General features: G+C 71.1%; 15 protein-coding genes and 1 pseudogene. 15 read left to right on the top strand and 1 reads right to left on the bottom strand.

All coding sequences use genetic code 11. The features are described from left to right. Positions 1-196 precede the first annotated feature (196 nt). The 5 genes and pseudogenes from dop to prcA all read left to right on the top strand — a co-directional run bounded on the left by dop (position 197) and on the right by prcA (position 4,059). A complete protein-coding gene (gene dop / locus JE024_RS28250) occupies positions 197-1,708 on the top strand; it encodes a depupylase/deamidase Dop (protein WP_205376803.1) in 1,512 nt (503 codons plus the stop codon). Between the two features lie 120 nt (positions 1,709-1,828). Continuing rightward, positions 1,829-2,047, top strand: a complete 219-nt coding sequence (locus JE024_RS28255; protein WP_018848997.1) for a ubiquitin-like protein Pup — start codon at positions 1,829-1,831, stop codon at positions 2,045-2,047. Positions 2,048-2,276: 229 nt separating this feature from the next. Further along, positions 2,277-2,456, top strand: a pseudogene (locus JE024_RS28260) (endonuclease domain-containing protein); the annotation flags it as partial. After that, positions 2,408-3,253: a proteasome subunit beta gene (gene prcB / locus JE024_RS28265; protein ID WP_205376804.1), complete on the top strand. Its 846-nt coding sequence runs from the start codon at positions 2,408-2,410 to the stop codon at positions 3,251-3,253. The pseudogene JE024_RS28260 and the gene prcB, both read left to right, overlap by 49 nt. Positions 3,254-3,291: 38 nt before the next feature. Beyond that, positions 3,292-4,059 (top strand): proteasome subunit alpha, encoded by a 768-nt coding sequence (gene prcA, locus JE024_RS28270; RefSeq protein ID WP_205376805.1) that lies wholly within the window; start codon positions 3,292-3,294, stop codon positions 4,057-4,059. Between the two features lie 63 nt (positions 4,060-4,122). Here prcA and JE024_RS28275 read toward each other — a convergent pair whose 3' ends face one another. Further along, on the bottom strand, positions 4,123-5,157 hold the full coding sequence (locus tag JE024_RS28275) for a LacI family DNA-binding transcriptional regulator (RefSeq protein WP_205376806.1): 1,035 nt from the start codon (positions 5,155-5,157) through the stop codon (positions 4,123-4,125). A 139-nt stretch (positions 5,158-5,296) separates the two neighbouring features. Here JE024_RS28275 and JE024_RS28280 point away from each other — a divergent pair, with 139 nt between their 5' ends. The 10 genes from JE024_RS28280 to tatC all read left to right on the top strand — a co-directional run bounded on the left by JE024_RS28280 (position 5,297) and on the right by tatC (position 13,567). Beyond that, entirely contained in the window at positions 5,297-6,568 is a 1,272-nt protein-coding gene (locus JE024_RS28280; protein ID WP_205376807.1) for an MFS transporter, read from the top strand. A 9-nt stretch (positions 6,569-6,577) separates the two neighbouring features. After that, positions 6,578-7,939, top strand: a complete 1,362-nt coding sequence (gene pafA / locus JE024_RS28285) for a Pup--protein ligase (protein ID WP_205376808.1) — start codon at positions 6,578-6,580, stop codon at positions 7,937-7,939. A gap of 108 nt (positions 7,940-8,047) precedes the next feature. Further along, positions 8,048-8,992, top strand: coding sequence for an FKBP-type peptidyl-prolyl cis-trans isomerase (locus JE024_RS28290; protein ID WP_205376809.1), 945 nt, complete (start codon positions 8,048-8,050; stop codon positions 8,990-8,992). Between the two features lie 85 nt (positions 8,993-9,077). Further along, positions 9,078-9,449: an FKBP-type peptidyl-prolyl cis-trans isomerase gene (locus tag JE024_RS28295; protein WP_205376810.1), complete on the top strand. Its 372-nt coding sequence runs from the start codon at positions 9,078-9,080 to the stop codon at positions 9,447-9,449. 137 nt (positions 9,450-9,586) lie between these two features. After that, positions 9,587-10,543: a helix-turn-helix transcriptional regulator gene (locus tag JE024_RS28300; RefSeq protein WP_205376811.1), complete on the top strand. Its 957-nt coding sequence runs from the start codon at positions 9,587-9,589 to the stop codon at positions 10,541-10,543. Positions 10,544-10,560: 17 nt separating this feature from the next. Beyond that, positions 10,561-11,529, top strand: coding sequence for a helix-turn-helix transcriptional regulator (locus tag JE024_RS28305; RefSeq protein ID WP_205376812.1), 969 nt, complete (start codon positions 10,561-10,563; stop codon positions 11,527-11,529). Between the two features lie 15 nt (positions 11,530-11,544). Continuing rightward, a complete protein-coding gene (locus JE024_RS28310; RefSeq protein ID WP_205376813.1) occupies positions 11,545-11,799 on the top strand; it encodes a CpXC domain-containing protein in 255 nt (84 codons plus the stop codon). A 44-nt stretch (positions 11,800-11,843) separates the two neighbouring features. After that, the gene (locus tag JE024_RS28315) at positions 11,844-12,041 is read left to right on the top strand and encodes a hypothetical protein (RefSeq protein WP_205376814.1); all 198 of its coding nucleotides are present in this window, start codon (positions 11,844-11,846) and stop codon (positions 12,039-12,041) included. 238 nt (positions 12,042-12,279) lie between these two features. Next, entirely contained in the window at positions 12,280-12,570 is a 291-nt protein-coding gene (gene tatA / locus JE024_RS28320; protein ID WP_205376815.1) for a Sec-independent protein translocase subunit TatA, read from the top strand. Between the two features lie 103 nt (positions 12,571-12,673). Then, positions 12,674-13,567 carry a twin-arginine translocase subunit TatC gene (gene tatC / locus JE024_RS28325; protein ID WP_205378400.1) on the top strand — a complete coding sequence of 298 codons (894 nt, stop codon included), beginning with the start codon at positions 12,674-12,676 and terminating at the stop codon, positions 13,565-13,567. The last annotated feature ends 164 nt before the right edge of the window (positions 13,568-13,731 follow it).

Below are 13,731 nucleotides of genomic sequence, written 5' to 3' on the forward strand. Positions count from 1 at the left end.
CAGCCGGTTGCTTTCCGGACAGGTACGGCCACAGCACAGCAATGACGCAATCGATCTCCCCACCCGAGCAGCGGCGCAATAGGCTCTCCGGTATCGCCGAGTCGCGCAATACGGGGAAGAGCACCGCACGCGCACCGGAAAAGCAGCGGTATTCAGCGCCACCCCACAGGGAGCGCCGCCGGGCAAGGAGGGCCGCATGACCGTACGGCGAGTAATGGGCATCGAGACGGAGTACGGGATCTCCGTCCCCGGCCACCCGAACGCCAATGCCATGCTCACCTCGTCCCAGATCGTCAACGCCTACGCGGCGGCGATGCACCGGGCGCGCCGCGCCCGCTGGGACTTCGAGGAGGAGAACCCGCTGCGGGACGCCCGCGGCTTCGACCTCGCGCGCGAGACCGCCGACGCCAGCCAGCTCACCGACGAGGACATCGGCCTCGCCAACGTCATCCTCACCAACGGCGCCCGGCTCTACGTCGACCACGCCCACCCCGAGTACAGCTCGCCCGAGGTCACCAACCCGCGGGACGCCGTCCTCTGGGACAAGGCCGGCGAGCGGATCATGGCCGAGGCCGCCGAGCGGGCCGCCCAGCTCCCCGGCGCCCAGCCCATCCATCTGTACAAGAACAACACCGACAACAAGGGCGCGTCCTACGGCACCCACGAGAACTACCTGATGAAGCGGGAGACCCCCTTCTCGGACATCGTGCGGCACCTGACGCCCTTCTTCGTCTCCCGCCAGGTCGTCACCGGCGCCGGCCGCGTGGGAATCGGCCAGGACGGGCACGACCACGGCTTCCAGATCAGCCAGCGGGCGGACTACTTCGAGGTCGAGGTCGGCCTGGAGACCACGCTCAAGCGCCCCATCATCAACACCCGCGACGAGCCCCACTCCGACGCCGAGAAGTACCGCCGCCTCCATGTGATCATCGGCGACGCCAACCTCTCGGAGATCTCCACCTACCTCAAGCTGGGCACCACGGCGCTGGTCCTGTCGATGATCGAGGACGGCTTCATCACCGTCGACCTCGCCGTCGAGCAGCCAGTGCGCACCCTCCACCAGGTCTCCCACGACCCGGACCTCCAGCACCTCGTCAGCCTCCGCAGCGGCCGCACCCTCACCGCCGTGCAGCTCCAGATGGAGTACTTCGAGCTCGCCCGCAAGTACGTCGAGGAGCGCTTCGGGGCGGACGCCGACGACCAGACCAAGGACGTCCTGGCGCGCTGGGAGGACACCCTCAATCGCCTGGAGACCGATCCGATGAGCCTCGCCGGCGAGCTCGACTGGGTCGCCAAGAAGGAGCTCATGGAGGGCTACCGCCGGCGCGACGGCCTGGACTGGGACGCCGCCAGGCTCCACCTGGTGGACCTCCAGTACGCCGACGTGCGCCCCGAGAAGGGCCTGTACAACCGGCTGGCGGCCCGCGGCAGGATGAAGCGCCTGCTGGACGAGCGGGACGTCGAGCGGGCCGAGGCCAAGCCCCCGGAGGACACCCGCGCCTACTTCCGCGGCCGCTGCCTGGAGCAGTTCGCCGACGACGTGGCCGCCGCCTCCTGGGACTCGGTGATCTTCGACCTGCCGGGCCGTGACTCTCTGCAACGGGTCCCCACCCTGGAGCCGCTCCGGGGCACCCGTGAACACGTCAAGGACCTCCTGGACCGCTGCCGCACCGCGGAGGACCTGGTAAGGGTCCTGTCCGGGGGCTGAAACGGCTCCCGTCCGGGAATCATGAAGGCAGGTCCCGGACGCCGAGCAGCAGCCGGGCCGATGTCGGAACCGGCTTGTAGGGTCTGATCAGATACGTCGAACCGAAGCGGGGTGAGGTGGATGGCGACCAAGGACACCGGCGGCGGACAGCAGAAGGCCACGCGTTCCACGGAGGAGGTCGAGGAGCAGGCGCAGGACGCGCAGGCTGCCGAGGACCTCAAGGAGCGCCAGGAGAAGTTGTCGGACGACGTCGACTCCGTCCTGGACGAGATCGACGACGTCCTCGAGGAGAACGCCGAGGACTTCGTCCGGTCCTTCGTGCAAAAGGGCGGCCAGTAGGGGCCGTCGCCCTTCGGATCGAAGACGGGCGGGGTGTCCGGCCGAGGTGGCGTGCGCGGTGCGGCCCGGCCGCGCCGCGCACGGGACCGGCAGCTGGCGTGACGGCTCACGGCACCTGCTCCCGGCGGCCTCGGCCCGCCGGGAGCAGGTGCCGCGCACCGCTCCGGAGGCGGCCGGCACGCGCCCGCCGCGGGAACCCCCACGATCCGCCCGGACGGCTTGTCCCGGGCATGTGGATCACCGCCACGAGACGGGTAGGGTCCGTGGCGTACTGTGCTTCAACTGCAATTCGGCCATCGGCAAGTTGGGGGACGATCCAGACACCCTGCGTCGGGCCGTCGCATACCTGGAGGGAAACGCGTGGAAGCCAACACTCGTAGCACCGGGCGTCTACCAGCTGCCTTCCTGACGCCGGGATCGTCGTCCTTCATGGACTTCCTGGGCGCGCACTCGCCCGACCTGCTCCCCGGCAACCGCGCCCTGCCGCCCGTGCAGGGTGCGATCGAGGCGCCGCACGGCACGACGATCGTGGCGACGACCTTCCCGGGGGGTGTGGTGCTCGCCGGTGACCGGCGCGCCACGATGGGCAACATGATCGCCCAGCGGGACATCGAGAAGGTCTTCCCGGCCGACGAGTACTCGGCGGTGGGCATCGCCGGCACCGCGGGGCTCGCGGTGGAGATGGTGAAGCTCTTCCAGCTGGAGCTGGAGCACTTCGAGAAGGTCGAGGGCGTCCAGCTCTCGCTGGAGGGCAAGGCGAACCGCCTGTCGACGATGATCCGGAGCAACCTCGGCCTGGCCATGCAGGGCCTGGCCGTGGTCCCGCTGTTCGCCGGGTTCGACGTGGACCGGGAGAAGGGCCGGATCTTCTCCTACGACGTCACGGGCGGCCGCTCCGAGGAGACGGGGTACGCGGCGACCGGGTCCGGGTCGATCTTCGCGCGGAGCGCGATGAAGAAGCTCTACCGCGACGACCTCACCGAACAGGAGGCGACGACGCTGGTCGTCCAGGCGCTGTACGACGCCGCCGACGACGACTCCGCGACGGGCGGGCCGGATGTCGCGCGGCGTATCTATCCGATCGTCACGGTCATCACGGACGAGGGGTACCGCAGGCTGACGGAGGAGGAGTCGTCCGGGATCGCGAGCTCGATCCTGGAGCGCCGGCTCTCGCAGCCCGACGGACCGCGTGCCGCGTTGCTCTGATGATGTTTTCGCCTTCGACAGAAAGGGACGGATAGCCGGTGTCGACGCCGTTCTATGTCTCACCCCAGCAGGCGATGGCCGACCGGGCGGAATACGCCCGCAAGGGTATCGCCCGTGGTCGCAGCCTTGTTGTCCTCCAGTACACCGACGGCATCGTCTTCGTCGGCGAGAATCCGTCCCGTGCCCTGCACAAGTTCAGCGAGATCTACGACCGGATCGGTTTCGCGGCGGCGGGCAAGTACAACGAGTACGAGAACCTGCGGATCGGCGGTGTGCGCTACGCGGATCTGCGCGGCTACACCTACGACCGCGACGACGTGACGGCCCGTGGTCTGGCGAACGTGTACGCCCAGACGCTGGGCACGATCTTCTCCAGCGCGGGCGAGAAGCCGTACGAGGTGGAGCTGGTGGTCGCCGAGGTCGGTGACGCGCCGGAGGGCGACCAGATCTACCGGCTGCCGCACGACGGTTCCATCGTGGACGAGCACGGCTCGGTCGCGGTGGGCGGCAACGCGGAGCAGATCAGCGGGTACCTCGACCAGCGTCACCGTGACGGGATGTCGCTGGCGGAGGCCCTGAAGCTGGCGGTGCAGGCGCTGTCCAGCCAGGCCAACGGCAGCGACCGGGAGATTCCCGCGGAGCGGCTGGAGGTCGCGGTCCTGGACCGGACGCGGCCGCAGCAGCGGAAGTTCAAGCGGATCGTGGGCCGGCAGCTGTCGCGGCTGCTGGAGGCCGAGGAGGCCGCCACGGCGCCGACGGACGCGCCGTCCGACGAGGCGGAGGACTCGCCGGAGGGCGAGGAGTAGGCCCGCGCGACGGTCGAGTGCCCCCGTGCCGCCCTGGCGGTCCGGGGGCACTTCGCTGTCCGCTCAGGCCGGGGGCGGGGCGCTGGAGCCGCGGACGACGAGTTCGACGGGGAGGCTGTCCTGCTGGGGCGGGCGGTCGCCGAGGACGGCGAGCAGGGCGGCCATGCCGCGCCGGCCGATCTCCTCGGCCGGGAGGCGGACGGTGGTGAGCTCCGGTTCGAGGGCGGTGGCGAGGGCCAGGTCGTCGAAGCCGGTGACGGAGAGGTCGGCGGGCACGCGCAGGCCGAGCCGGCGGGCGGCCTTGCAGGCGCCGGCGGCCAGGATGTCGTCGTCGCAGAGCAGGGCGGTGGGGCGAGGGCCGGGGGCGGTGAGGGCTCTCTCGGCGGCCTCCCGGCCCGCGTTCACGTCGAGGGCGGCGGTGACGGTGCGCAGCTCGGTACCGGGGGTCCCGGCGACGGCGGTGTGCAGGGCCCGGGCGCGGGCGTCGAAGGTCCAGGACTCGACGGCGGAGGCGAGGTGGACGATGCGCCGGTGGCCGAGGGCGATCAGGTGGCCGGCGATCTGGCGCATGCCGTCGGCGATGTCGAGGTTGACGTGGGCGGCGACGCCGGGTTCCGCGGGGTCGCTGTCGAGCATCACCAGGGGGAGGTCGGCTCCGCGGATGGCGCCGAGCGCTTCGGCGGCCATGGAGGAGGCGATGACGCCGTCCAGGGCGGCGCGGGCGGAGGCGAAGGGGTCGCGGGCGGGGCCGGTGCCGTCGGGGGAGGGGTACAGGACGACGCCGAAGCCGTGCTGTTCGGCGACGGCGGATGCGCCGGTGTGGACGCGGGCGAAGAACTCGTTGGTGAGCGCCGGGACCACGAGCAGGGCCGTCCTGGTGCGTCCGAGGCGCAGGTTGCGGGCGGCCAGGTTGGGCCGGTAGCCGAGGTCGCGGGCGGCGTCGCGGACGAGTGCCGCGGTGCGCTCGGAGACCCGGCCGCGCCACTTCTCGCCGAGTACCAGGGAGACGGTGGCCTGGGAGACGCCCGCGGCGCGGGCGACGTCCTTGCTGGTGGGCCGGGCGGGCGCGGGGAGCGGGCGGGGGGTGGGAGGTGCCATGGATGCCCGTTCTCGGCCGCTCGGGGTGTGACGCGTCCGGAGGGGCGGCTCGGTGGACCCCCGGACTGTGGTCATGGTACGTATGGAGCATCAGGTTATACGTAAAACCTTGGCAGGGCCGGGGGAGAGGGGGAGCCGCATGGCGGCCGGGTACGCGGACATCCTCAAGGCGCCGCATGCCGCGCGCCTGCTGGCGGGCACACTCGTCGGCAGGCTGCCCAACGCCACCGCGCACATCGCGATCGTGCTCTTCACCCGCGCCGAGGGCGGCAGCTACACGCTGGCCGGCGTGCTGGCCGCCGTGTACGGGCTCGCCACCGCCGTGGGCCAGCCGCTCCTCGGCCGTGCCGTCGACCTCTACGGCCAGCCCCGGGTCCAGCTGCCCGCGGCCGTCCTGTCGGGCCTCGGCATGCTGTGGCTCGCGCTCGCGGGCACGGGTTCGCTGCCCGTCGCGTACGCGGCGGTGACGGTGGCCGGTCTCTTCACCCCGCCCCTGGAAGGCGGGCTGCGGGCGCTGTGGCCGAATGTGCTCGGTCACCAGGACCGGGTGCACCGGGCCTACGCCATGGACGCGGTCGCCCAGGAGATCCTCTTCACCCTCGGTCCGCTGCTGGTGACGCTGATCGTGGCCATCGCCTCGCCGGGGGCGGCGCTGCTGGTGATCAACGCCGTCGGGGTGCTCGGCGCGCTGTCCGTGGTGCTGTCCGAGCCCTCCCGCGCCTGGCGTTCGGCGCCGCGCGAGGCCCACTGGCTGGGCGCGCTGCGCTCCGGCGGGCTGCTGTCGCTGCTCGGCGCGTTCTTCTTCGTCGGTCTCGCCCTCGGGTCGATCACGGTGGCCGGGGTGGCGTACGCGGACGACCACGGCAGCGACTCGGTGTACGGCTGGCTGATGGCCGCGCTGGGCCTCGGCGCGCTGCTGGGCGGCCTGGTGTACGGGGCGCGGCAGTGGACGGGGGAGCCGGAGCGCAGGCTGCGGGTGATCGTCGCCCTGCTCGCGCTCGGGTACCTGCCGCTGGTGCTGACCCCCGGTGTGGCCGCGATGACGGCGCTGTCCGTCCTCGCCGGTGTGTTCCTGGCACCGGCCCTCGCCTGCGCGTTCATCGTGGTGGACCGGCACGCGCCGCGGGGCACCGTCACCGAGGCGTTCTCGTGGCTGGTGACCACCTTCGGCGTCGGTGCCGCGGTGGGCACCGGGGTGGCGGGGCCGGCCGTCGAGGGCGGCGGCACGGCGTGGGGGTTCGCGGTCGCGGGGGCAGGGGGTTTCGCCGCGCTGCTGGTCCTGATGGCCACTCAGCGTGTGCTGTCCGCCCCGCCCGCCGCCGAGGGCGCCGCGCCGCCGGTGGACGGCTCGGAGGAAAATGATCGAAACGGTGCCGCCCAACCCGGTTTCAGCTCAGGCCGTGAGGCGTAATGTTCAGACATGGACCGCCGCATTTTCGGGCTGGAGAACGAGTACGGCGTCACGTGCACGTTCAGGGGACAGCGCCGACTGTCACCTGACGAAGTGGCGCGCTACCTCTTCCGCCGTGTCGTGTCATGGGGCCGCAGCAGCAATGTCTTTCTGCGGAACGGCGCCCGTCTGTACCTCGACGTGGGATCGCATCCGGAATACGCAACGCCGGAATGCGACAACGTGACCGAACTGGTCACGCACGACAAGGCGGGCGAGCGCATTCTCGAGGGCCTGCTCGTCGACGCCGAACGCCGCCTGCACGAGGAGGGAATCGCGGGCGACGTCTACCTCTTCAAGAACAACACCGACTCGGCGGGAAACTCCTACGGCTGCCACGAGAACTATCTCGTGGCCCGGCACGGAGAGTTCTCCCGGCTGGCCGACATCCTGATTCCGTTCCTGGTGACGCGGCAGCTCATCTGCGGCGCCGGCAAGGTGCTGCAGACCCCCCGCGGCGCGGTGTTCTGCGTCAGCCAGCGTGCCGAGCACATCTGGGAAGGCGTCAGCTCGGCGACCACCCGTTCGCGCCCGATCATCAACACCCGTGACGAGCCGCACGCCGACGCGGAGCGGTACCGCCGCCTCCATGTCATCGTCGGCGACTCGAACATGTCCGAGACGACCATGCTGCTCAAGGTCGGCGCCACCGACCTGGTGCTCCGCATGATCGAGGCGGGCACGGTGATGCGCGACCTCACCCTGGAGAACCCGATCCGGGCCATCCGCGAGGTCAGCCACGACATAACGGGCCAGCGCAAGGTCCGTCTGGCCAGCGGCCGGGAGGCCTCGGCGCTCGAGGTGCAGCGCGAGTACTACGAGAAGGCCGTCGACTTCGTCGACCGCCGCGGCATCCGCACGGGCACGGTCGCCCAGGTGCTGGAGCTGTGGGGCCGCACGCTCGACGCGATCGAGGCCGAGGACCTCGACCGCATCGGCACCGAGATCGACTGGGTCATGAAGTACAAGCTCATCGAGCGGTACCGCGCCAAGAACAACATGACCATGTCCCACCCGAGGGTCGCGCAGATAGACCTCGCCTACCACGACATCCACCGCCGGCGGGGGCTGTACTACCTGCTGGAGCGCAAGGGCCAGGCCGCCCGCATCTGCAACGACCTGAAGATCTTCGAGGGCAAGTCCGTGCCCCCGCAGACCACCAGGGCGCGGCTGCGCGGCGACTTCATCCGGCGGGCGCAGGAGCAGCGCCGGGACTTCACCGTCGACTGGGTGCACCTCAAGCTCAACGACCAGGCACAGCGGACCGTGCTCTGCAAGGACCCGTTCCGGTCGGTGGACGACCGGGTGGAAAAGCTGATCGCCGGTATGTAGCACGAATCCCGGAACGTCACTCGGGCCCCGTACGTTTCTCGTGCGGGGCCCGGGGCACGCCCTAGAGTGTCCCGGACCCGAATGTGACGTTAGAGATCTGAGGAACACGTGCGCCGACTTGCCGGCCTGATCGTCGCCCCGCTTCTGCTGTTGTCGGTAGTCGCGTGCGGCAGCGAGGACAAGGCCTCCGACTCCGCCTCCTCCCAGGGCGGGCTGCCCGCCATCACCGCCGGAGCCGCCTTCGGCGAGAAGCCGACGCTGGCGAAGGGCGAGGGGGACCCGCCGAAGGAGCTGAAGACCGAGGTCATCAGCGAGGGCGACGGCGCCACCCTGAAGAAGGGCGACCAGATCCAGGTCAACTATCTGGGTCAGACCTGGGACTCCGACGAGCCGTTCGACAACAGCTTCGACAAGAAGCAGCCCTTCGATCTCACGCTCGGGGCCGGTCAGGTCATCAAGGGCTGGGACCAGGGCCTGGAGGGCAAGAAGGTCGGCAGCCGGGTCGAGATGTCGATCCCGCCGGAGCTCGGCTACGGCGACCAGGGCCAGGGCCCGATCAAGGCGAACTCCACGCTGGTCTTCGTGGTGGACATCCTGAAGTCGACCACCGTGCCGACGTCCGCCAAGGGCACCGAGGTGGCCCAGGACAACATCGACCTGCCCAAGGTCGGCACCAACACCGACGGCAAGGCGCCCTCGCTCACCGTGCCCGACAAGGACGCGCCCACCAAGCTCGTCTCGAACTACGTCATCGAGGGGGACGGCCCGGCCGTCAAGAAGACGGACACGCTCGCCGTCGCCTACAAGGGTGTGCTGTGGAAGGGCGGCAAGGAGTTCGACAGCAGCTACGCCCGCGGCGGCGCTCCGGTCAGCTTCCCGCTCGCGCAGGTCATCCCGGGCTGGCAGCAGGGCCTGGAGGGCAAGAAGGTCGGCAGCCGGGTGATGCTGGTGATCCCGCCGGACCTGGCCTACGGCGACCAGGAGCAGCAGGGCATCCCCGCCAAGTCCACGCTGGTCTTCTCCGTCGACATCCTTTCCGCCTCCGGTTCCTGAGAGCCGACACGGCCCTGAGCGGCCGGGACGTTCTGAGAGACTGTCCCGGCCCAGTCGACAAGCAGAACCGCAAGGAGCACCTTCCGTGAGCATCGAGAAGCCCGAGATCGACTTCCCGGGCGGCGAGCCGCCGGCCGACCTGGAGATCAAGGAGATCTGGGAGGGCGACGGCCAGGAGGCCAAGGCCGGCGACACGGTCCAGGTCCACTACGTGGGCGTGGCCTTCTCCACCGGCGAGGAGTTCGACTCCTCCTGGAACCGCGGCACCCCGCTCGGCTTCAAGCTGGGCGCCGGTCAGGTCATCTCCGGATGGGACCGCGGCATCCAGGGCATGAAGGTCGGCGGCCGCCGCCAGCTGACCATCCCGGCGCACCTCGCGTACGGCGACCGCGGCGCCGGCCGCTCCATCGCCCCGGGCGAGACGCTGATCTTCGTCTGCGACCTGGTCGCGGTCTGAGGGAGTGCCGCGGCGCCCGGCGCCGTGTGACGAGGGCCCGCGCCGGGAAGGCGTGGGCCCTCGCTTTTGTCCGGACACCCCGGGGCGGTACGGTCGACGGGCACAGGGCACTCCATAAGAAGAGGTGAAGGGCGTCGATGGCCATTGCCAAGGCCGAGCGGCTGATGAACCTGGCGCTGTGTCTGCTCGGGACCGGACGCCCGCTGAGCAAGCGTGAGCTGCGCGGCTCCATCGAGGCGTACATGGAGGCCTCGACCGACGACTCCTTCAACCGCATGTTCGAGCGGGACAAGGACGACCTGCGCGAACTCGGTCTGGTCATCGAGACGGTGGAATCCCTCGACGGCGACATCGGCTATGTCGCCCGCCGGGACAGCAACCGGCTGCCGCCCATCACCCTCGACGCCGAGGAGGCCGCCGCGCTCGGCCTCGCCGCCAAGGTGTGGCAGCAGGCCCGCCTCGCCGGCGCCGCGAGCGGGGCCCTGCAGAAGCTGCGCGCGGCCGGCATGCCCGAGACCGAGGACGCCTACGAGGACCGGCACAGTGCGCTCGAACCGCGCATCCCCGTCCACGAGGCGGCCTTCGAACCGCTGATGCTCGCCTGCCGCGACCGCCGGCCGGTCGTCTTCGACTACCGCAAGGCCAACGCCGCCCGCCCCGAGCAGCGCCATGTCGAGCCCTGGGCGCTGGAGTGCTGGCGCGGGCACTGGTACCTCGCCGGGCACGACCGGGACCGCGGCGCCGAGCGGGTCTTCCGGCTGTCGCGCATCTCCGGCCGGGTGCGCGCCCGGACGGGCGCGTTCACCGCCCCGGTGCCCGACGTCGTCACCGTCCGCGAGACGGTCGAGAGCTGGGCGGGCGAGACCGCGACCAGGACCGCGCTGATCCGGCTGCGGGCCGGCTGCGGCTACCCGCTGCGGGCCCGCGCGGTGGGCCTGCGGGAACTCGGCGACGGGTGGGACGAGTTGGAGATTCCGTACGGGCACGGACTGGACGCCTGGCTGGTCGAGTTCGGCCCGGACGCCGTCGTGCTGGAGCCCGCGGACCTGCGGGCGGACGTGGTCGACCGGCTGCGCGCCGTGGCCAAGGGCTGAAGGGGAGTCGTACGACCATGGCCGCCAACGCCATCGACCAGACCCGGCGGATGCTCTCGCTGGTGACCTATCTCCGCGAGCGCCCCGGCGCCCATGTCGCCGACGTCGCCCGCGCCTTCGGGATCACCGAGGACGAGCTGATCTCCGACCTCGACGTGCTGCCCATGTGCGGCACCAGCTTCCGCGGCGGCGACCTGCTCGACATCGACACCGACGGCGAGCGCATCTGGTGGCGCAACCCCGACGCCTCGGGCGAGTCCACCGCCGAACCGCTGCGCCTGGCCGCCGACGAGGCGACCGCGCTGCTGGTCGCGGCGCGGGCCGTGGCGACCCTGCCGGGCCTGCGCGAGGGCGACCGGGACGCGCTGCTGCGCGCCACCGCCAAGATCGAGGGCGCGGCGGGCGAGGCCGCGGGCGCCAGCTCCCGGCTCTCGGTGACCTTCGAGTCCGAGGGCGGCGTCTTCGCCGACGTCGACCGCGCGATCTCCGAGCGCCGCCGCCTGTGGCTGCGGTACTACTCGCCCGCCCGGGACGAGCTGACCGAGCGCGAGGTCGACCCGATCCGGCTGTTCGCCGTCGGCCACACCTACATGGAGGCGTGGTGCCGGCTGTCGGAGGCGCGCCGCACCTTCCGGCTGGACCGTGTCGCCGAGATCCGGCTGCTCGACGCCCCGGCCGCCCCGCCCGAGATCGAACTGCGCGATCTCTCCGAGGGGCTGGTGCAGCCCTCCGCCGACGACCCGGAGGTCGTCGTCGAGGTCGGTCCCGGCGGGCGCTGGGTCGCCGAGTACTACCCCCACGACCAGGCCGAGGAACTCCCCGACGGGGGCCTGCGCATCACCATCCGCACCCCCGCCCCCGCCTCGCTGCGCCGTCTTGCGCTGCGGCTCGGGCGCGACGGACGCATCGTGTCGCCGCCGGAGCTCGCCGCCAGCGCCCGGCAGGCGGCAGTCGACGCCCTCGCCGCGTACGACGGCCGGGACTGAGGAGCTGCGCACCGCATGTCATTCGTCCCGGGAGCTCCCACCCAGGTCGGTCCCGTGCTGTTCAAGGCCGCCTGCCCCGACTGCCGTGCCCGGTTCGAGCTGTCGGCGGGCGCGCTGCGCCTCGCCATCGGGGGCAGCCGGCGCACCACCTTCTACTCGTTCACCTGCCCCGAGTGCGGCTCGGCCGTCCGCAAGCCGGCCGGTGAGCGGATAGTGGAGCTGCTCACCGGCGGCGGGGTGCGGACGCTGCGGCTGCACACCACGGCGTGAGGGCGCCCGCACGGCGCCGGCCGCCGACGCACTAGGCTCGGCCCATGTTCTGGCCCATGCTCGCCGTCGCCGTCGGCTTCCTCTCGATCGCCGTCCTGGGGGTGCTCGCCGTCCGGGTCGGCATCGAGGCCCGCCGCCTCGGCGACCAGGTCGCCCGCACCACCCGGCGCGTCGAGCGCGCCGCCCAGGACCTCGAACAGGCGGCCACCGGTCTCGCCCGGTCCGGGGAGACGCTGCGCTGAGCCGCCCGCCACGGCCGGCGGACGATCGCGGACGCGCCCTTAAGAAGCGCAGATCCGGGCGGTACGCTGCTGATGGCGGCACCGGAGATGAGGCGCCGGGCCGCTGACCGGAGTATGCAAGAGGATTGCCCAGCGTTTACCCCTGCGGGTTACGATCGCTGCGTCGTCTCGGACATCTGTCCGCAGGGACATGCAGAAACCAGCCCCAAGCCGCCTCGGTGAGAAGGTAGACACAGTTATGTTCCGACAGATCGGCCCCACCGAGATCATCATCATCGCCCTTCTGATCCTCCTGCTCTTCGGCGCCAAGAAGCTTCCCGACATGGCCCGTTCGCTCGGCAAGTCCGCGCGCATCCTCAAGAGCGAGGCCAAGGCGATGAAGTCGGACGGCCAGCAGCAGCAGACCGCCCCGGCGGAGCCGAAGGACCCGGCGCAGGGCCAGGCCGTGCCCCGGACGATCCAGGCCTCGCCCGGCGACGTCAGCAGCGCCCGCCCCGTGAACGAGCCGACCGACACCCCCCAGCGCTGACGACCCCAAGGCCGTGGTGACCGCGGCCTGCCGCACGAGATGAGGACGTGGGTTGCTCAAGCCTGCCCGCCCCAACCAGCAGGAGAAGGACCCCGAGGGCCGCATGCCGCTCGCGGACCATCTCCGTGAGCTCCGCAACCGGCTCGCCAAGGCGACGCTGGCGATCGTCATCGCCTCCGTCGTCGCCGTGGCGTTCAGCCAGGAGCTGATGGAATTCCTCACCTCGCCGGTGCCGGAGTGCGCCGTCGACGGCCCCAAGAAGGGCGGGGTGTGCGCGACGGTCGTCTACACCGACCTGCTCTCGCCGTTCACCACCACGGTCAAGGTCGTCCTGATGGCGGGCATCGTGGTGTCCTGCCCGATCTGGCTGTACCAGCTCTGGGCCTTCGTCGCGCCCGGCCTGCACCGCAACGAGAAGAAGTACACGTACTACTTCGCCGCCGCGGCCGCCCCGCTGTTCGCCGCCGGTGTCTACTTCGCGTACCTGATCATGCCGGTGAGCATGAAGGTGCTGCTGTCCATCACCCCGGCCCCCGCCGAGAACCTGCTGAGCGTCGACAAGATCCTGGACTTCACCGTCCGGATGGTGCTGATCTTCGGCTTCTCCTTCGAACTGCCGCTGCTGCTGATCATGCTGAACCTCACCGGCATCGTCACCGGCCGCCGGATGCTCGGCTGGTGGCGCGGCGCGGTCATGGGCATCTTCGTCTTCGGCGCCGTCGCCACCCCCTCGACGGACCCGCTGGGCATGATCGCCCTCTCCGGGCCGATCATCTTCCTCTACTTCGTGGCCGTCGGCTTCTCGCTGCTCAACGACCGCCGCCGCAGGCGCAACGACCCCGACGCGGAACTCGACGACGACGAGGCGTCCGACCTCGACCTCACGCCCGCCCCGGTCGGCGGCGTGGAGCCGGTCTCCACCGCCAAGGCGCTGCCCGAGCAGGCGACCGGCGAGCCCGACACCCGGCGCACCCACGGGTACGACGACATCACCTGACGCGAAGTCGCCGCGCGCACGCGGAGGGTGAAGGGCCGGGAAGCCGATTCCCGGCCCTTCGCACGTGTGCCGCCGCCCCGCCCGCGGGTACACAGAGGGTGGTTTCGCCGTCGTCCCGGGGGCCCGGGTCCCGGCGGATAAAGATCCGCTGACTGTCGGAGGTG

The sequence above is a fragment of the Streptomyces zhihengii genome (assembly GCF_016919245.1).
In the GTDB taxonomy this organism is placed as follows: Bacteria; Actinomycetota; Actinomycetes; order Streptomycetales; family Streptomycetaceae; genus Streptomyces; species Streptomyces zhihengii.

Excerpts from the sequence above, each read along its gene's own strand:
- dop (WP_205376803.1), top strand. The coding sequence starts at position 197 with ATGACCGTACGGCGAGTAATGGGCATCGAGACGGAGTACGGGATCTCC.
- JE024_RS28255 (WP_018848997.1), top strand. The coding sequence starts at position 1,829 with ATGGCGACCAAGGACACCGGCGGCGGACAGCAGAAGGCCACGCGTTCC.
- JE024_RS28275 (WP_205376806.1), bottom strand. The coding sequence starts at position 5,157 with ATGGCACCTCCCACCCCCCGCCCGCTCCCCGCGCCCGCCCGGCCCACC.
- JE024_RS28280 (WP_205376807.1), top strand. The coding sequence starts at position 5,297 with ATGGCGGCCGGGTACGCGGACATCCTCAAGGCGCCGCATGCCGCGCGC.
- pafA (WP_205376808.1), top strand. The coding sequence starts at position 6,578 with ATGGACCGCCGCATTTTCGGGCTGGAGAACGAGTACGGCGTCACGTGC.
- JE024_RS28300 (WP_205376811.1), top strand. The coding sequence starts at position 9,587 with ATGGCCATTGCCAAGGCCGAGCGGCTGATGAACCTGGCGCTGTGTCTG.
- JE024_RS28305 (WP_205376812.1), top strand. The coding sequence starts at position 10,561 with ATGGCCGCCAACGCCATCGACCAGACCCGGCGGATGCTCTCGCTGGTG.
- JE024_RS28310 (WP_205376813.1), top strand. The coding sequence starts at position 11,545 with ATGTCATTCGTCCCGGGAGCTCCCACCCAGGTCGGTCCCGTGCTGTTC.
- JE024_RS28315 (WP_205376814.1), top strand. The coding sequence starts at position 11,844 with ATGTTCTGGCCCATGCTCGCCGTCGCCGTCGGCTTCCTCTCGATCGCC.
- tatA (WP_205376815.1), top strand. The coding sequence starts at position 12,280 with ATGTTCCGACAGATCGGCCCCACCGAGATCATCATCATCGCCCTTCTG.
- tatC (WP_205378400.1), top strand. The coding sequence starts at position 12,674 with ATGCCGCTCGCGGACCATCTCCGTGAGCTCCGCAACCGGCTCGCCAAG.